This window comes from Xanthomonas arboricola pv. juglandis, from assembly GCF_001013475.1.
Taxonomy (GTDB): Bacteria; Pseudomonadota; Gammaproteobacteria; order Xanthomonadales; family Xanthomonadaceae; genus Xanthomonas; species Xanthomonas arboricola.
This window is the reverse complement of record NZ_JZEF01000006.1, coordinates 1-15797: the sequence shown is the minus strand read 5'-3', so window position 1 is coordinate 15797 and position 15797 is coordinate 1. Positions and strand designations below refer to the sequence as shown.

Below are 15797 nucleotides of genomic sequence, written 5' to 3'. Positions count from 1 at the left end.
ACCCTGCTTCACCAGCTCCCACACCCCGCGCCTTCGGCGCGCCCCCTGACTCAGGGGGCTTTCCTCCAGAACAATTGCTGCCGCCGTCCCCGCTGCACGCGCGAGCGCCTGAAACACGAGTAGAGACCCATGTCCGCAACACCGCTTGAGCGCATCAAGATCCTGGAGCCGCGTCACCCGAACCGCTCCACCGCCATCATCAATGGCCAGACGTCCGGCATCCTCAACTGGAACGATATCCCGTACCCGTCCTTCTATCGGGCCTACAAGGAGCTGTCGACCAACTTCTGGATCCCCGACGAAGTGGACATGAAGGGCGACGCACGCCAGTACAACGAGCTGTCGGCGCGCGAAAAGAACGCCTACGACTCGATCATCGGCCTGCTGGCCACGCTGGATTCGCCGCAGACGCGCTTCATCTACAACGTCGCCGAATACATCACCGACCCGGCCGCGCATGCCAATGCCGCGATCATCGGCCAGCAGGAAGTGATCCATAACGAGAGCTACAGCTACGTGCTGGCCTCGATCACCGGCCTGGCCGATCAGAACCGCGTGTTCGAGATCGCGCGCACGCATCCGACCATCATCAAGCGCAATGCGCCGATCATGGGCGCCTACGAAGACTTCATGCGCGACAAGACGGCCGAAACGCTGATCCGCGCGCTGATCCAGTCCTCGATCCTGGAAGGCATCAATTTCTATTCCGGCTTTGCGTATTTCTACAATCTGGTCCGCCAGAACCGCATGACCGGCACCGGCAAGATCATCAGCTTCATCAACCGCGACGAGCTGGCCCATTCCAAGTTCATCAGCGAGCTGATTCGCGCCATCATCGGCGAGAACCAGGCACTGCAGGGCGACCAGCTCACCGATTACGTGCACAAGGCCTTCGAGCACGCGATCGACCTGGAAACGGTGTGGACGGCCGAAGTGCTGGACGGCATCGACGGCATCGACGTCGACGAGATGATCCGCTACGTGAAGTACCGCGCCAACAAGATGGCCGGCATGCTCGGCATCGAGAAGCTGTACGAAGGCGCCAACGACAACGTGATGCCGTGGATCAAGGCCTACGCCGACAACTTCACCGAAACCAAGACCGACTTCTTCGAAATGCGCAATGCCTCGTACAAGAAGACCAATTCGGATAACGGCTTCGACGATCTGTGAGTCATCGGGAATAGGGAATCGGGAATGGCAAAAGCAGACAACGCCGCGCTCTTCCGATTCCCCATTCTCCACTCCCAATTCCCCGCCTCATGAACATCCTGCTCGCACTGGCCTCGTTGAGCGGCAACACGCGCGATCTTGCGCGTAGTGTTGCGCTGCGCTGCGAAGCGGCCGGGCATGCGGTGACCTGGGTGGAAACCGATGTGCAGACGCTGGCGCAGGTGCCGCATGCGCCGGGGCAGTACGAGCTGTTTCTGCTCGGTAGCTGGACCGACAACGGCGGCCGTACGCCGGCAGAGATGAAACGCTTCATCGTCGAATTGGTCGAAACGCTGGGCAAGCCGCCGCGGGTGGCGGTGTTCGGCACCGGCGAAACGCAGTGGGGCGAGGACTATTTTTGCGGCGCGGTGCATCGCATCGCCCAGTTCTTCGCCAGCCCGTTTCCGCGTTTGACCATCGAACAGATGCCCCACGGCCAGCGCGACGCGCAGGCCATCGCCGCCTGGACCGACGAGGTCCTGGCCCAATGCAAGAACGATCCCCATGATGCAGACCATTACCGTCACGTCGCCTGAGCACTACACCGCCACCCTGGCCGCGCATCCGCGCGCGCTGGTGGATTTCTACAAGGACAACTGCCCCGGCTGCCGCATGCTCGGCATGTCGCTGGACAAGTTCGCCAACAGCGATGCCGCCGAAGGTGTGGCCTTGTTGAAGGTCAAGCTGGAAGTGGTCGGCGAGGAGTTCTTCCGCGACCTGGGCCTGCGCCAGACCCCGACCCTGGCGCTGTACCGCGATGGCAGCGAGGTGGCACGCCTGCCCGGCTTCCAGTCGCCGGCGCAGGTGGAAACTGCGGTCAAGACCAGCCTCTGAGCCACCGTGGCGCGCAGCCGCCTGCGCGCTTGCGGTTGCACGCCATTGCATCGGAAAGGTGGCTGCATGCCGCCGCCTAAGCGAGCGAGCGCGACGCAATCTGATGCTCACGTAGGAGCGGCCCCGGCCGCGACCGCCGTCCCGACAAACCCCATCGTGCGCGCGGCGGTACACGACAGCCACGCCGAATGCCGGCCGCCGGCCAACACGCCAACGGCAGCCGCGCGCAAGCGCAACGTAGCGCCTGCGTCGGCAAGATGGCCGCCAATCACCACTGCGGCTGACCGCCTATCCTGTCGGTGCCAGGCTGCTGCAATCGCCCTGGCGCGCAGCGCCCCCTTCCCTGGAAATCCCCATGTCAGACAGCCTGCAGACCCGGCCACCGATCGAAGTCCGCATGGCCGAGATCGTGTTCCCGAACCACACCAACCACATGGGTACGCTGTTCGGTGGGCAGGCGCTGGCATGGATGGACAAGGCCGCCTTCCTGGCCGCCTCGCGCTATGCACGCCGTGCGGTGGTGACCGCGCGCTCGGACCAGGTGGATTTCAAGCTGCCGATCCGCCAGGGCCAGATGGTGGAAACCATCGCGCGGGTGGTGTCGGTGGGACGCAGTTCGATCAAGGTGGAAGTGGAACTGATCGCCGAAGACCTGCTCAGCGGCGCACGCGAGCTGTGCACCCGCGGCCACTTCGTGATGATCGCGCTCGGCGACAACGGCAAGCCGACCACGGTGCCGCCGCTGCCAGCGGTCAGTAGCTGACGGCGCTTATTCCTCGACCTCGCGGTCCTCGCGTTTGGTTTCCGCCATCGCCTCGGGCTCCAGCTCTTCGGCGCTGCGATTGAGTTTGACGAATACGCCCCAGGCGATCAGCAACAGCGCCGCGCACAGGCCCACCGCCGCCGCATACGGCAGCTTGGCCGGGTCGTCGTGCATCAGCTCGAAGATCGACACGAGCGTCTCGATCGCCAGCGCAATCACGATCACCACGAAGAACCGCGACAGATAGCGGCGCACGCGTGTAGGGCCGCTGACCTTGACGTCGCGCAGGATCTCTTCCTCAAAGATGGTCTGGCCCAGCTCCAGCGTCACCAGCGCCACGGTGAGCAGGCCGATCGCCTCCAGCACCACGTTGAAGCGGTCGCGTACCACCATGTCGCCGCCCGGGGTAAAGCCATGCCACAGCTCCAGCCCGGCCATCGCCACCAGACCCGCCGCGCACAGCACAAAAAATGCCAGGATCACGAAGTGACCGGCACGGAACAGGTGGCTGAGCAGTTTCATCGGCGGCGACACGGGCGAGGGGATGCAGAGCATCGTGCGCACCGCGTCGTGATTGCGCGAAGGCAATGGCAATGCCCATGTCGGCGGTGGCGCGTTGCGGCGATGTCGCCTTGCAGTGGTCATGCGTTGGCACTGCGACGCATGCGTCTGATCGAAGCAGACATCAGGAGCAGCTTCTTTCCGAAGACCGCTTCAACGATCAGCGCCGAAAGGGCGCCAATCAGCCGCGACACGGGTGGAGGTGCCAGAGAGGCGGACGGCGCTACACGAAAAGCCGTCCGCTCCAGGTCGCAGCCCTTCCCCCACCGGGGGAAGGTGCCCGCAGGGCGGATGGGGGGACGGTGCACCCGCAGCCCAACAACCGCCCGCACACCCCAACACCCTCAGCTATGCCGCAACACCTGATACGCCTGCAGATGCACGTTCGCCGCCATCAGCAGCGGCGCGTTGCGCCCTGTCTCGCGCACGCGCCTGAGCATGTCGCCGACGATCTGCGCCGCTTCCACGTCCTGGCCGGCTTCCAGATCGCGCAGCATCGAGGCCTTCAGCGGCGAATCCACCTGCAACAAGGTCTGCAGCGCCTTGGCGCGCGCAGCTTCCGGGATCGGCTGCCCGGCCGCATCGGCGGCCCACAGGCATTCGTTGTACAAGCCGTTGATCAACGCGCGGCCGTCGTCGGTGGCAACGATCGCCCCGACCGGCGCACGCATCAGGCAGGTGGCCGCGGCCAGCGCGGTGAGGAAGCTGTATTTGATCCACTGCTCCTGCGCGATCTGCTCGCTGGCCACATGATCGATGCCGGCCTGCGCGCAGGCCGCCGCAAACGCCTGCACCCGTGCCGATGCGGCGCTGCCATCGCGCTCGCCGAAGGTCATCGCTGCCGGCTTGCCCAGGTGCAGGATTTCGCCGTGCTCGCCCTTGGTCGCGCTGATGAAGCACAGCCCACCCAGCACGCGTGCGGCACCGAAACGCTCGTCCAGCGCCGCGTAATGGCGCAGGCCGTTGAGGATCGGCAGCACCGTCGTGTGCTCGCCCACCGCCGGCGCAATCGCCTCGATCGCGCTATCCAGGTCGTAGGCCTTGCAGCTGAGGATCACCAGATCGAACGGCCGCTGCGCCACCAGGGCCGGCAAGTCCTGCGCGGTGACATGCGCCACCGGCAGATCCGCATCGCCCAACGGACTGCGGATACGCAAGCCATCGGCCTGCAGCTGCGCCGCGCGTGCATCGCGCACCAGAAAGGTCACATCGACACCGGCCTGCGCCAGGCGTCCGCCGAAATAACCGCCGGTGCCGCCGGCACCGAGGATGAGGATACGCATCGCCATCGTCATCAGCTCCGCAAACCCACGCCACGGCGCAGCAGCCACAGCGCCAGCGCGCTGAGCACCGCGACAAAGCCCAGCATCAGCGCGTAGGCGACCCAGATCGGCACGTCCGAGCTGCCGAGCAGGCCGTAGCGGAACGCGTTGACCATGTAGAAGATCGGGTTGGCGTGGGTGGCCGCTTCGGCCCACGGCGGCAGCAGCTTCACCGAATAGAACACGCCGCCCAGATAGGTCAGCGGGGTCAGGATGAAGGTCGGCACGATCGCCACGTCGTCGAACTTCTTGGCGTACACCGCGTTGACGAAGCCGGCTAGCGAGAAGATGGTCGCGCCCAGCAGCACCGTGGTCAGCGTGACCAGCGGATGCGGGATGCGCACCGGGGTGAAGAACATCGCGATGATCAGCACCAACGCGCCGACCATCACCCCGCGCAGCACCGCGCCGGAAACGTAGCCCCACAGGATCACCCAATTGGGCATCGGGCTGACCAGCAGCTCTTCCACATGCCGGCCGAACTTGGCGCCGAAGAAGCTGGAGGAGATGTTGCCGTAGCTGTTCTGGATCACGCTCATCATCACCAGGCCGGGCACGATGAACTGCATGTACGAGTAGCCGCCCATGTCGCCCACGCGCGAGCCGATCAGCCCGCCGAAGATCAAGAAGTACAGCGTCATGGTGATGGCCGGCGGCACCAGGGTCTGGCCCCAGATGCGCAGGATGCGCTGCACTTCGCGGCGCACGATGGTGCCCAGCGCAATCCAGTTGCGGCGCGCGTTGGTGGGTTCGGTCACGGTGCGGATCTCGTTCATGGCTGGCCTCCGCTGCGCGGCTGCGCGGGCGGTGTGCCGTTGGGGGCGACGGGCGTGGGGGCGGTGGCCGGTACCGGGGCGTCACCAGTCAGGCGCACGAACAGCTCTTCCAGCCGGTTGCTCTTGGTGCGCATCGAGCGCACCCGGATGCCGGCGCTGCCGAGCGTGGCGAACACGCGGTTGAGGTCCATCGCGCGCGGCATGTCCAGGTCCAGCGTGTGGCCATCGATGGCGGTGAGCGTGGTGCCTTCGATCACCGGCAGTTCGGCCGGCAGGACACCGTCGATATCGAACAGGAAGCCTTCCACGTCGAGCTTGGCCAGCAGTTCGCGCATCGGCCCCTGGGTGACGATCTGGCCGTGGTTGATGATGGCCAGGTTGCGGCACAGGTGCTCGGCTTCTTCCAGGTAATGCGTGGTCAGGATGATGGTGGTGCCGGCGGCGTTGATCTCCTTGAGCACGCGCCACATGTCGCGGCGGATCTCGATGTCCACGCCGGCGGTGGGCTCGTCCAGGATCAGCAACCGCGGCTGGGTCATCATGGCGCGGGCGATCATCAGCCGGCGCTTCATGCCGCCGGACAGCGTGCGGCTCATCACCTGGGCCTTTTCCCACAAGTGCGAGCGGCGCAGCTCGGCTTCGGCCAGCGCGGCGGCCTGCTCGCGCGGCATGCCGTAGAAGCCGGCGTAGTTGACCAGGATGTCGAAGGGTTTTTCGAACAGGTTGAAGTTGACCTCCTGCGGGACCAGCCCGATCAGGCGCATCGCATCGCTGCGTTGGCCGACCAGGTCGGTGCCGAACACTTCCACCTGGCCGGCGGACAGGTTCACCAGCGAGCTGATGATGCCGATCAGGGTGGATTTGCCGGCGCCATTGGGGCCGAGCAGGGCGAAGAAATCGCCAGGCGCCACGTCCAGCGAGACGCCCTTGAGCGCCTGGGTGCCGTTGTCGTAGGTCTTGCGCAGATCGCACACACGCAGCGCGGGTGCGGTGATCGGAGATGGAGAATTCAAGATGTTCCTTCGCGTCAGCGTGACGGCGCAGCGAGTTGCAGGCCGTTATTATAGAAGCCCGCGGGGGCAAGCCCCGATCACAGACTGTCCCAAATACGTTCGTGCCCGTTCAATTCCCCCTCAAGCTTGTCGACCGGCGCATGATTGCGCCCACCGTGGCCCACTGCCAGTTCCTGCGTGACGACGGGCAGCCGCTGGATTTCCAGCCCGGGCAGTTCATCCAGATCCATTTCGATGCCGCCGACGGTACGCCGACCAAGCGCAGCTATTCGCTGGCGACCATTCACGACCATGCGCTCGGACCGGGCGAGGCGGTGGATATCGCGGTGAGCTTCGTGCCCGGCGGCTCGGCCACCGCGCTGTTCGAAGGTCTGCAGATCGGCGACCAGTTGCAGGCCAGCGGGCCCTACGGGCGCTTCTGCCTGCCGCCGGGCGACCACAACCGGCGCTATGTGCTGATCGCCACCGGTACCGGCGTCACCCCGTACCGGTCGATGCTGCCGCTGCTGGCCGAGGCGATCGCCACCCGCGGCGTGCAGGTGCTGCTGCTGCAGGGTGCACGCACGCCGGCCGAGCTGTTGTACGGCGACGACTTCCGCGCGTTTGCCGATGCGCACCCGCAGTTCCGCTATGTGCCGTGTTTTTCGCGCGCACTGCCCGAGCAGCCGCATGCCGATGTACGCCAGGGTTACGTGCAGCAGCAGCTGGCCGAATGCGCGCCCGATGCGCATGGCGATATTGCCTACCTGTGCGGCAACCCGGACATGGTGGACAGCTGCATCGAGGCGTTGAAGGCAGCCGGCCTGCCGAACGCGCAGATCCGCCGCGAGAAATACGTCAGCCCGGCTCCGGCCAAAACCTGAGCCAGTCGCACGGTGCCGGGCTGGCTTGCTCGGCACCCGCCGATCGCGCCCGGTGCGCGGGTCCCGACGCGTTCAAGGCCGCTCGACAGCATCGCGATGCTGTCCCGGCCATCCCTCCCGCCCACTGTGCGCTGCTGCTGTCGCATCCTGTGCTCCGGCGCGCGGTGCAACTGGAGCCACTGCTGCTCGGGCTGGCATTCTCGCTGACCGCTTCCGCGCTCACTACAGCAGGGCGCCGGATGCAGCGCGCCGCCGAATCGTCAGGCCGCAGCCCGCGCCGCTGGCGGGCGCTGCAACTCGACAGTGATGTGCACCAGTTCTTCGTGGATCTGCAAGGCAGCGCGGACCAGGTCCGCATCGATGTCGGCTGCCGTGACCAGACTGACGACGCAGGCATAACGATCGCTACCGACGCGCCAGACATGCAGGTCGCCGATGTCGATGGCATGCGGCAGCTCGGCGATGACCTGCTTCACTTCTTCCACCACCGGTGCATCCATCTCCGCATCCAGCAGCACGCGGCCGGTGCTGCGCAGCAGTCCCCATGCCCACACGGTGACCAGCACCGCGCCGACGATGCCCATGATCGGATCCAGCCAGGTCACGCCCCAGTACATGCCGGCGAGCAGCGCGACGATCGCCAGGACCGAGGTCGCCGCATCGGCCACCACGTGCAGATATGCGGCACGCAGATTGAGATCGGCATGAGCATCATGATGACCATGACCATGACCATGACCATGACCATGACCATGACCATGACCGTCATGCGCGTGGGCGTGGGCGTGGGCGTGGGCGTGGCCGTGGTGATGGCCATGCGAGTCGCGTAACCACCAGGCGCAGATCAGGTTGACCAGCAAGCCGATGACGGCAATGACGGTGGCTTCCTGGTACTGGATGGGCTTGGGCGAGAACAGCCGTTCCAGCGACTGGAACGCCATCAGGCCGGCCACGCCCAACAGCAGGATCGCGCTGGTATAGCCGCCCAGCACTTCGACCTTCCAGGTGCCGAAGCTGAAACGCAGGTCGTTGGCGTTGCGCCGCGCGAAGCGGTAGGCGAACAGTGCCAGCCCCAGCGCCAGTGCGTGCGAGCTCATATGCCAGCCATCGGCGAGCAGGGCCATGGAATTGAGCGTCCAGCCGCCGACGATTTCCACCACCATCATGACCACGGTCAGGATGACGGCCTTGCGGGTGCTGCGCTCGGCAAGCGGGTTGGCGCTGGCGAATGTGTGCGATTGCGCGCAGTGCGGCGCGGCGTGCGTGATCGACATCGGAAGAGGCTCTGGCTACGATACCCCCCTATGGTATCTCAGATACCCCTAGGGGGTATATGGCAATGGCACATCTGAATCAGGACAAATCCAAACTGCTCGCCCGCGTGCGCAGGATCCGTGGGCAAGTGGAGGGGCTGGAGAAAGCCCTGGCGCAGGACGTGGACTGCACTGCGTTGCTGACGCAGGTGGCGGCATTTCGTGGCGCGGCGCAGGGCTTGATGGTCGAGTTGCTCAGCAAGCATTTGAAGCACCACGTTGCGGCACCGGAGGCGCTGGGCGAGCGCGAGCTGGCGGTCGACGACATCACCGCCATTCTCAAGACCTATCTCAAGTAAGAGCGGCCATCAAAACGACTGCGCTCACCGTCAGGTGGGGCGCGGCCGGTGCTTGGAATGGGCATGCACCACCCGTGCACTGCGGTTGCTCCGCGCTGTCTGCACCCGCTGGTCACTGCGCGCTACGTTTTGTTTGCCGCTTCAAGTCCTGCACATCGGGTCGATGCGATCACGCCGATTCGATTTCAACCTCTTGTGCGCTGCGCGGACTGAGCGACGGCCTCGCATGCGCTGGACCTTGATGATGTCGTGCCTGCAATGTCCTTCGGCGATGCGCGCGACATGCGGCAACGCACGCATGACGCACCCGATGTCGCGAACGATGCACGGTCGGGACATCGCGCCGAACTGCGCGCACGCAATCCACACACAACGCCTCGCCTGATTGTAGGCGCAATGGCTTGCCGGGCGCTCAGCGCGCCGATGGCTCCAGCGTCATCAGCACCACATCGTTGCTGCGCATCGGCACGTGGATCTCCACCACGCCATCGGCGCCGACGCGCACGCGCCGGTCCTGCTCGGGCGTGTCGCGCGTGGCTTGCTGCAACTGCGCCAGCTGCCGCGGCGCCAGGTCCTTGGGCATGCCCATGTCGATGTACATCGACAGCGGATCGTTGCGCCGGTAGCCGGTCTTGCGTACCTGCAGCCGGTAGTTGCCGGCCGGCACGTGCGCCAGGCGGAACAGCACTGGGGCGCTGTCGGTGCTCGGCACTTGTCTGGTATAGAACGGGGTATTGCTCACCGCCTGCACCGGCTGCTGCCAATCCCAGGCCAGCGCGGCGATGCGCTCGCCATCCACCGCCGCAAATGCGTGCGCATCGCGCAGCGGAATATCGCGGCCCTTGAGCGCGTTCAAGTATTTGTAGGCAAACCACGCCGGCTTACGGATGCCCTCGCGATTCATCAGCCCGAATCCGCCGTGGAAGGGCGTGGGCGGCGGGCCGGGTTCTTCGAACAGATCGGTGTAGGTCCAGTAACTCATGCCCTGCACCAGGCCTTGCACTTGCTTGAGTTTGGTCAGGATGTAAGGCGCGTTGATGTAGCTGTCGTGGACGAAATCGCGCGGCGTGTAGCTGCTGCTCCACTCGGTGAAATACAGCGGCAGATCCGGAAACGGCGAGGCCTGGATCTGTGCACGCACGCGGCGCACATCGCCGACGATGGCATCCGGCGATGCCGACAGCTTGACGTCCTGCTTGCCATCTTCATCGAGAAAGCCGCCGTCCACGCCATAGGTATGCGTGGTGACGAAATCGATCGGCAGTTTGTGCTTGGCAACGAAGGCCAGCAGTTCCGGCACCCAGTCCGCACCGGCGGTGGAGGGGCCACCGACGCGCAGCTGCGGATCGATCGCCTTGATCGTGCGCGCGGTGTTCGCATACAGGTCAAAGTAGGCCTGTTGGTCGGCGTTTTCCCAGAAGTCCTTGAGGTTGGGTTCGTTCCACACCTCGAAGTACCACTGCCGCACCTCGTCGGCTCCGTAGCGCGCACGGATATGGCGCACGTACGCATCGATCAGCTGCGTCCACTTGGCCGGGTCCGGATGCGAGGTGTTGCCCTTCCAGTAGAAGAGCGTCTGCTCGGAGGTCTTCATCGCGGCGGGTGTAAAGCCCAACTCCACGAATGGACGGATGCGCTTGGCCAGCAGCGCATCGTAGAGCTGGTCCAGTTTGGTCCAGTCGTAGACGAGTGTGCCGTCGACGTCTTTCACCGTGCCGAGCACGTCATGGAACACGTCGTGGAAACGGATATAGCGAAACCCCAGCTCCTGCACCGCCGGAACCAGCTGTGCCTGGCTGTCGCTGCGGATCAAGGTGCCGGGAAAGTCCGAGCCGATCGACAGATCGTAGAACCGGTCGACCGGCGCAGCGGCGCTGGCCAGATCCAGTTCGATCGTGCGAGGCGCGGCGGCCTGCGCCATGGCAGAGCTCGCCATGCAGCCGCTCAGTGCAATTGCCCACCAGATCTTCAGACGCATCACCGCTCCCGCCAATGTTCGATCGCGGAGCGTAACCCAGCTCTGGCCCGGTGCTGCGGACCCGGGGTGCTTGCGTCTTCCTGCTGCCAGCGTTGCGTGGCGATGGGCAGGGATTGCACGCGGTCGAGTGTGTAAAGGGTGCTTGACAGCGGGCCGCGTCGGGCGCATCGTGCCTGTCAAGTTGACTTGACAGGCGAAGGGAATGCGTCAGCAGCATCGGCAACGGGAATGCACACCGGCATGGTCGGCGCAGCGGCCGCTGCGCGGCGATGCCGGGATGGGGAACACTGGCCTGCCAGTGCGCCCATCGGCGCGCGCGAGGTCACGCGCATGAGCCGCTGCAAACGCAACGCGCTACTGGCGCTCGGTCTGGGAGCCGGCCTGCTCGCCGTCAGCGCGCTCGGTCGCTGGCAGCTGCTGCCGATGAGTGCTCACCTTGCCGGGCTCTGTGCCGGCGTGGGCGTGTCCTGCCTGGTGCTGTCGCTGCTGCTCTTGCTGTCGCGCGGCAGCCTGCGCGACAGCACACGGCCGGCATTGGCGCGGCGCTATCACCGCGAATTCGGCGTGCCGATGGGGTTGTATGTAGTGATGATGCTGTTCTGGAGATACTTGCTTGCGCATGTGGATCCGAGCTGGGCGCGCGTGCTGATCGCCTTGTTGCCGGCCGTGCTGGTCGCCCTGGTGATCCGCGCGGTGGCGCGCTACGTGCGCGACTCGGACGAAATGCAGCGGCGCATCGAACTGGAGTCGATCGCCATTGCCGCCGGCCTGGTCAGCGGCGGGTATATGACCGGCGGGTTCCTGCAGGCTGCCGAGCTGATCGACATCCCCGCGACGGTGGCGATGTTGTGGGTGTTTCCGATGTTGTGCGCCATCTACGGCGTCACCAAAAGCATCAATGCCCGACGGTTCGAATGAATAGCCGGGTGCGCGAATTGCGCGAGGCCAGCGGCTGGTCGCAAGGCGAGTTGGGCGAACGACTGGGCGTATCGCGGCAGACCATCAATGCGCTGGAGACCGGCAAGTACGATCCCAGTCTGCCGTTGGCGTTTCGCATCGCGCGCCTGTTCGGGGAATCGATCGAGCACGTCTTTCTTTACGAAGACGGGCAGTAGCCGTGCCGGTCACGCCCGACCGGATGCGGCGTCAGGGAACAGGAACTCAGGAGAGATGGTGAATATGGTGAAGCAACCCACACTGGTGGCGGCGCTGCTGATCGCATTGCTGGCAACCGGATGCCAGCCTGCTGACAAATCGGCTGAAAACGCAGTTGCCGCGCCCAAGGCGCGCGCAGCCACGCCCGGCACCGCGCAGCCGCAGGCCGCCAAGCCGCAGACCGGCACTGCCGCAGGCACTCGCTACGGCACGCTGCAATTTGCACCGTGCACGCTGAGTTCCGGCAGCGCGGCCGGCAATATCGAGGCGCAATGCGCCAGCCTGCGCGTGCCGGAAAACCCGGCCGCGCCGACCGGGCGCAGCATCGATCTGAAGATCGCCTGGCTGGAAAGCGATGCCGGCGCCGGCAGCACGCCGGATCCGGTGTTCTTCATTGCCGGCGGGCCGGGACAATCGGCCACCCAGGTCGCCGCGATCGTGGACATGGGGCTGCATGAAGTCCGCAAACGGCGCGACATCTTCCTGGTCGACCAGCGCGGCACCGGCGGTTCGCATCCGCTTGCGTGCCGCGATGCCGCCGGCAAGCCGCTCGTACTGGAAAACAGCAGCGCCGCCACCGCCGAGCAATTGACCGATTACGCACGCCAATGTGCACAAGGGCTACGCAACGATGCCGATCCGCGCTATTTCACCACCAGCGAGGCGATTGGCGATCTGGATGCGGTGCGCGCCGCACTGGGCGTGCAGACGCTCAACCTGATTGGCGGCTCCTACGGTACCCGGGTCGCACAGCACTATGCGGCGCGCTATCCGCAACACACACGCACGCTGGTGATCGATGGCGTGGCGCCAAACGATCTGGTGATCGGCGGCGAGTTCGCGCGCACGTTCGAAGACGCGATCGCGTTGCAGGCCACCCAATGCCGCAAGGACGCGGCATGCGCCAAACGCTTTCCGGTGGACACGCGCACGCAGCTACGGCAGGTGGTGGAGCGCTTGCGTCAGGCGCCGGTGGCGGTGGATTACCGCGACCCGCGTACCGGTGAACTGCACCACGAGCAGGTGACGGCCGATACCGTGGTTGGCCTGGCGTTCGGGTTTTCGTATGCACCGCAAACCGCCTCGTTGTTGCCGCTGGTGCTGGACGAGGCGGCGGCAGGGCGTTACGCCTCGCTGGTGGCGTTGGCGCAGATGAGCGCTTCGGACATGTCCGACCAGATGAATCGCCTGATGCAATGGTCGGTGCTGTGCAGCGAAGACGCCGGCCGCTACACGCCGCCATCCGGCAAGGACGACACCTTGCTGGGAGCGGAGGTGGCGCAGATGTTCTTTGCGCCCTGCAAGGCCTGGCCGACCAAACCGACCCCGGCTGCCGACGCCGCACCGTTCAAATCGAACCTGCCGGTGTTGTTGCTGTCGGGCGAGCTGGATCCGGTGACGCCGCCGCGTTATGCCGAGCGTGTGCTGCAGGGCCTGCCCAATGGCCGTCACCTGGTGGCGCCAGGGCAGGGCCACGGGGTGTTTCGACTGGGCTGCATGCCCAAGGTGCTGGGCCAGTTCCTGCAGACCGCCAATGCCAAGGCACTGGATGCGCAGTGCGTAGCCAGCCTCAACAATGTGCCCGCGTTTACCTCGTTCAACGGATGGGAACCATGAGCCGCACCGACCACGCCACGGAGGCGCACGCATGATCGTCGTCGACAACCTGCACAAATCGTTCAAGACCAAGACCGGCCTGGTGAAGGCGGTGGATGGGGTCAGCTTCAGTGCTGCCGACGGCCAGATCACCGGCCTGCTCGGTCCCAACGGCGCCGGCAAGACCACCACCTTGCGCATGCTCTACACGCTGATGTCGCCCGACCAGGGCAGCGTCATGGTGGACGGTGTGGATGCCGCCCGCGACCCGGTGACGGTGCGCCGCGCGCTGGGCGTGTTGCCGGATGCGCGCGGCGTCTACAAGCGGCTGACCGCGCGCGAGAACATCGCCTATTTCGGTGAGCTGCATGGCCTGTCGCGTGCTCAGATCGCCGAGCGCACGCGCCTGCTGTCGGCCGCGCTGGACATGGACGACATTCTCGACCGTCAGACCGAAGGCTTCAGCCAGGGCCAGCGCACCAAGACCGCGATTGCGCGCGCGCTGGTGCACGACCCGCGCAACGTCATCCTCGACGAGCCCACCAACGGGCTGGATGTGATGACCACGCGCGCCATGCGTGGCTTCTTGCAGCAACTGCGGGCCGAGGGGCGTTGCGTGATCTTTTCCAGCCACATCATGCAGGAGGTGGCGGCGCTGTGCGATCGCATCGTCATCGTCGCCAAGGGCACGGTGGTGGCCTGCGGCAGCGCCGACGAACTGCGCGCCAGCACCGGTGAAGACAACCTGGAAGACGCCTTCGTCAAGGCGATCGGTTCGGACGAGGGACTGCACGCATGAGCACCACATCGTTGTTGTCCACGCTATGGACGGTGCTGCGCAAGGAATTGCGCGACATCGGCCGCGATCGCCGCACGCTCGCACTGGCGTTGCTGCTGTCGCCATTGCTGTATCCGGTGCTGATCCTGGGCATGGGCGCATTGAGCGAAAGCCGCGTGCGTACGCAGATCGACAAGCCGTTGGAGATCCCCATGCTCGGCCGCGAGAACGCGCCCAATCTGGTGCGGTTCCTGGCCGCGCAGGGGCTCAATGCGGTCGATGCGCCGGCCGATCTGATCACCGCGATCCGCAATCAGGATGTGGATGTGGCGCTGCGCATCAGCGACAGCTACGCCGACGATTGGCGCGCCGGGCGCCCGGCGCTGGTGGAGGTCATCAAGGACAGCACGCGGCGTGAAGCCGACGTGCCGAGCCTGCGCCTGCAGGCTGCGCTCGGCAGCTATAGCCAGCAGGTGGGTGCACTGCGCCTGCTGGCGCGCGGCATCGACGCGCAGGTGGGCAGGCCGCTGGAAATCGCCGCGCAGGATCTGGCCACCGCCGACGCCAAGCGCGGGCAGATGATGGCGATGCTGCTGCCGGTGCTGCTGGTGATCACCTCGTTTCTGGGTGGCGCCTCGCTGATCCTGGATGCCACTGCCGGCGAGCGCGAACGCCAGTCGCTGGAACCCTTGCTGGCCACCCCGGCGCCGCGCAGTGCGATCGTCAGCGGCAAGATCGCCGCTGCCTGCGTGATCGGCATGGTGTCGCTGTTGCTGACCTTGCTGGCTTTCAAGTTGAGTGCGCAGCTGTCCACCTCGAACCTGGGCCGCCAGCTCAACGTCGGCTTCGTGCCGATGCTGCAGATGCTGTTCATCCTGGTGCCGATGCTGTTCATCGGCACCTCGCTGCTGACCTATCTGGCCGCTGCCGCCAAGAGCATGAAGGAAGCGCAGGCGCATATGACCTGGCTGTTGCTGCTGCCGATGCTGCCGGGCTATGCGCTGATGGCGTATCCGTTGAAGACGCAGCTCTGGCATTTCGCGGTGCCGTTTCTGGCGCAGAACCAGATGCTGCTCAAGGTGATCCGCCACGAGCACATCACTGCGCAGACCTGGGCGGTGTATCTGCTGGCGGGCTTCGGTGTGGCCGCGGTGCTGTGGTACGCAGCGGTGCGGCGCTATCACCAGGAGCGGCTGGCGATTTCCGGCTGATGTTCCTTCTCCCATTGGGAGAAGGTGCCCGCAGGGCGGATGAGGGTACCGATCACCAGCAAACAAAAAGCCCGCATCGCTGCGTAATGCTGTTCACTTAAGCGGAGCAGCCTTCCGATCTAC

The 15797-nt window shown here is 65.4% G+C and carries 17 protein-coding genes and 1 other RNA gene; 12 read left to right on the top strand and 6 right to left on the bottom strand.

Features of this window, described 5'->3' with window-relative positions; genetic code table 11:
• The first annotated feature begins 129 nt into the window (after positions 1–129).
• The 4 genes from XARJCFBP2528_RS19405 to XARJCFBP2528_RS19390 all read left to right on the top strand — a co-directional run bounded on the left by XARJCFBP2528_RS19405 (position 130) and on the right by XARJCFBP2528_RS19390 (position 2809).
• Complete coding sequence (locus XARJCFBP2528_RS19405; RefSeq protein ID WP_016903642.1) at positions 130–1173, top strand: ribonucleotide-diphosphate reductase subunit beta; 1044 nt, start codon at positions 130–132, stop codon at positions 1171–1173.
• 89 nt (positions 1174–1262) lie between these two features.
• Positions 1263–1748: a flavodoxin gene (locus XARJCFBP2528_RS19400; protein WP_016903643.1), complete on the top strand. Its 486-nt coding sequence runs from the start codon at positions 1263–1265 to the stop codon at positions 1746–1748.
• On the top strand, positions 1720–2046 hold the full coding sequence (locus XARJCFBP2528_RS19395) for a thioredoxin family protein (RefSeq protein WP_016903644.1): 327 nt from the start codon (positions 1720–1722) through the stop codon (positions 2044–2046). The genes XARJCFBP2528_RS19400 and XARJCFBP2528_RS19395 overlap by 29 nt, the downstream gene beginning before the upstream one ends.
• Positions 2047–2401: 355 nt before the next feature.
• Positions 2402–2809, top strand: a complete 408-nt coding sequence (locus XARJCFBP2528_RS19390) for an acyl-CoA thioesterase (RefSeq protein ID WP_016903646.1) — start codon at positions 2402–2404, stop codon at positions 2807–2809.
• A gap of 6 nt (positions 2810–2815) precedes the next feature.
• On the opposite strand, the gene XARJCFBP2528_RS19385 is transcribed toward XARJCFBP2528_RS19390, so the two are convergent.
• The 4 genes from XARJCFBP2528_RS19385 to XARJCFBP2528_RS19370 form a co-directional block, all read right to left on the bottom strand.
• On the bottom strand, positions 2816–3331 hold the full coding sequence (locus tag XARJCFBP2528_RS19385; RefSeq protein ID WP_016903647.1) for a hypothetical protein: 516 nt from the start codon (positions 3329–3331) through the stop codon (positions 2816–2818).
• 383 nt (positions 3332–3714) lie between these two features.
• Positions 3715–4659 (bottom strand): 2-dehydropantoate 2-reductase, encoded by a 945-nt coding sequence (panE, locus tag XARJCFBP2528_RS19380; RefSeq protein WP_026064610.1) that lies wholly within the window; start codon positions 4657–4659, stop codon positions 3715–3717.
• A 5-nt stretch (positions 4660–4664) separates the two neighbouring features.
• Positions 4665–5468 carry an ABC transporter permease gene (locus XARJCFBP2528_RS19375; protein ID WP_016903649.1) on the bottom strand — a complete coding sequence of 268 codons (804 nt, stop codon included), beginning with the start codon at positions 5466–5468 and terminating at the stop codon, positions 4665–4667.
• A complete protein-coding gene (locus XARJCFBP2528_RS19370; RefSeq protein WP_024940739.1) occupies positions 5465–6481 on the bottom strand; it encodes an ABC transporter ATP-binding protein in 1017 nt (338 codons plus the stop codon). The genes XARJCFBP2528_RS19375 and XARJCFBP2528_RS19370 overlap by 4 nt, the downstream gene beginning before the upstream one ends.
• 35 nt (positions 6482–6516) lie before the next feature.
• Here XARJCFBP2528_RS19370 and XARJCFBP2528_RS19365 point away from each other — a divergent pair, with 35 nt between their 5' ends.
• Positions 6517–7344, top strand: coding sequence for a ferredoxin--NADP reductase (locus tag XARJCFBP2528_RS19365; RefSeq protein WP_026064612.1), 828 nt, complete (start codon positions 6517–6519; stop codon positions 7342–7344).
• 260 nt (positions 7345–7604) lie between these two features.
• Here XARJCFBP2528_RS19365 and dmeF read toward each other — a convergent pair whose 3' ends face one another.
• A complete protein-coding gene (dmeF, locus tag XARJCFBP2528_RS19360) occupies positions 7605–8618 on the bottom strand; it encodes a CDF family Co(II)/Ni(II) efflux transporter DmeF (RefSeq protein WP_047125016.1) in 1014 nt (337 codons plus the stop codon).
• A 65-nt stretch (positions 8619–8683) separates the two neighbouring features.
• Here dmeF and XARJCFBP2528_RS19355 point away from each other — a divergent pair, with 65 nt between their 5' ends.
• On the top strand, positions 8684–8956 hold the full coding sequence (locus tag XARJCFBP2528_RS19355) for a metal/formaldehyde-sensitive transcriptional repressor (protein WP_016903652.1): 273 nt from the start codon (positions 8684–8686) through the stop codon (positions 8954–8956).
• Positions 8957–9019: 63 nt separating this feature from the next.
• A non-coding RNA gene (locus tag XARJCFBP2528_RS22935) (sX9 sRNA) lies at positions 9020–9094 on the top strand.
• A 274-nt stretch (positions 9095–9368) separates the two neighbouring features.
• Here XARJCFBP2528_RS22935 and XARJCFBP2528_RS19350 read toward each other — a convergent pair.
• Positions 9369–10934 carry a GH39 family glycosyl hydrolase gene (locus tag XARJCFBP2528_RS19350; RefSeq protein ID WP_016903653.1) on the bottom strand — a complete coding sequence of 522 codons (1566 nt, stop codon included), beginning with the start codon at positions 10932–10934 and terminating at the stop codon, positions 9369–9371.
• A 330-nt stretch (positions 10935–11264) separates the two neighbouring features.
• On the opposite strand from XARJCFBP2528_RS19350, the gene XARJCFBP2528_RS19345 reads away from it, so the two are divergent.
• From XARJCFBP2528_RS19345 to XARJCFBP2528_RS19325, 5 genes are read left to right on the top strand one after another with little or no spacing between them, the layout of a single operon-like run.
• Positions 11265–11852 (top strand): hypothetical protein, encoded by a 588-nt coding sequence (locus XARJCFBP2528_RS19345; protein ID WP_026064613.1) that lies wholly within the window; start codon positions 11265–11267, stop codon positions 11850–11852.
• Positions 11849–12049: a helix-turn-helix transcriptional regulator gene (locus tag XARJCFBP2528_RS19340; RefSeq protein WP_016903655.1), complete on the top strand. Its 201-nt coding sequence runs from the start codon at positions 11849–11851 to the stop codon at positions 12047–12049. The genes XARJCFBP2528_RS19345 and XARJCFBP2528_RS19340 overlap by 4 nt, the downstream gene beginning before the upstream one ends.
• A gap of 58 nt (positions 12050–12107) precedes the next feature.
• Positions 12108–13706, top strand: a complete 1599-nt coding sequence (locus XARJCFBP2528_RS19335; protein ID WP_026064614.1) for an alpha/beta hydrolase — start codon at positions 12108–12110, stop codon at positions 13704–13706.
• Between the two features lie 31 nt (positions 13707–13737).
• Complete coding sequence (locus XARJCFBP2528_RS19330; protein ID WP_016903657.1) at positions 13738–14484, top strand: ABC transporter ATP-binding protein; 747 nt, start codon at positions 13738–13740, stop codon at positions 14482–14484.
• Positions 14481–15674, top strand: coding sequence for an ABC transporter permease (locus tag XARJCFBP2528_RS19325; protein WP_016903658.1), 1194 nt, complete (start codon positions 14481–14483; stop codon positions 15672–15674). The genes XARJCFBP2528_RS19330 and XARJCFBP2528_RS19325 overlap by 4 nt, the downstream gene beginning before the upstream one ends.
• The last annotated feature ends 123 nt before the right edge of the window (positions 15675–15797 follow it).

Bases quoted from the DNA above. Each gene is read 5' to 3' on its own strand.
- XARJCFBP2528_RS19405 (WP_016903642.1), top strand. From the start codon at position 130: ATGTCCGCAACACCGCTTGAGCGCATCAAGATCCTGGAGCCGCGTCAC.
- XARJCFBP2528_RS19350 (WP_016903653.1), bottom strand. From the start codon at position 10,934: ATGCGTCTGAAGATCTGGTGGGCAATTGCACTGAGCGGCTGCATGGCG.
- XARJCFBP2528_RS19390 (WP_016903646.1), top strand. From the start codon at position 2,402: ATGTCAGACAGCCTGCAGACCCGGCCACCGATCGAAGTCCGCATGGCC.
- XARJCFBP2528_RS19400 (WP_016903643.1), top strand. From the start codon at position 1,263: ATGAACATCCTGCTCGCACTGGCCTCGTTGAGCGGCAACACGCGCGAT.
- XARJCFBP2528_RS19395 (WP_016903644.1), top strand. From the start codon at position 1,720: ATGCAGACCATTACCGTCACGTCGCCTGAGCACTACACCGCCACCCTG.
- XARJCFBP2528_RS19330 (WP_016903657.1), top strand. From the start codon at position 13,738: ATGATCGTCGTCGACAACCTGCACAAATCGTTCAAGACCAAGACCGGC.
- XARJCFBP2528_RS19385 (WP_016903647.1), bottom strand. From the start codon at position 3,331: ATGAAACTGCTCAGCCACCTGTTCCGTGCCGGTCACTTCGTGATCCTG.
- XARJCFBP2528_RS19345 (WP_026064613.1), top strand. From the start codon at position 11,265: ATGAGCCGCTGCAAACGCAACGCGCTACTGGCGCTCGGTCTGGGAGCC.
- panE (WP_026064610.1), bottom strand. From the start codon at position 4,659: ATGGCGATGCGTATCCTCATCCTCGGTGCCGGCGGCACCGGCGGTTAT.
- XARJCFBP2528_RS19375 (WP_016903649.1), bottom strand. From the start codon at position 5,468: ATGAACGAGATCCGCACCGTGACCGAACCCACCAACGCGCGCCGCAAC.
- XARJCFBP2528_RS19355 (WP_016903652.1), top strand. From the start codon at position 8,684: ATGGCACATCTGAATCAGGACAAATCCAAACTGCTCGCCCGCGTGCGC.
- XARJCFBP2528_RS19340 (WP_016903655.1), top strand. From the start codon at position 11,849: ATGAATAGCCGGGTGCGCGAATTGCGCGAGGCCAGCGGCTGGTCGCAA.
- XARJCFBP2528_RS19325 (WP_016903658.1), top strand. From the start codon at position 14,481: ATGAGCACCACATCGTTGTTGTCCACGCTATGGACGGTGCTGCGCAAG.
- dmeF (WP_047125016.1), bottom strand. From the start codon at position 8,618: ATGTCGATCACGCACGCCGCGCCGCACTGCGCGCAATCGCACACATTC.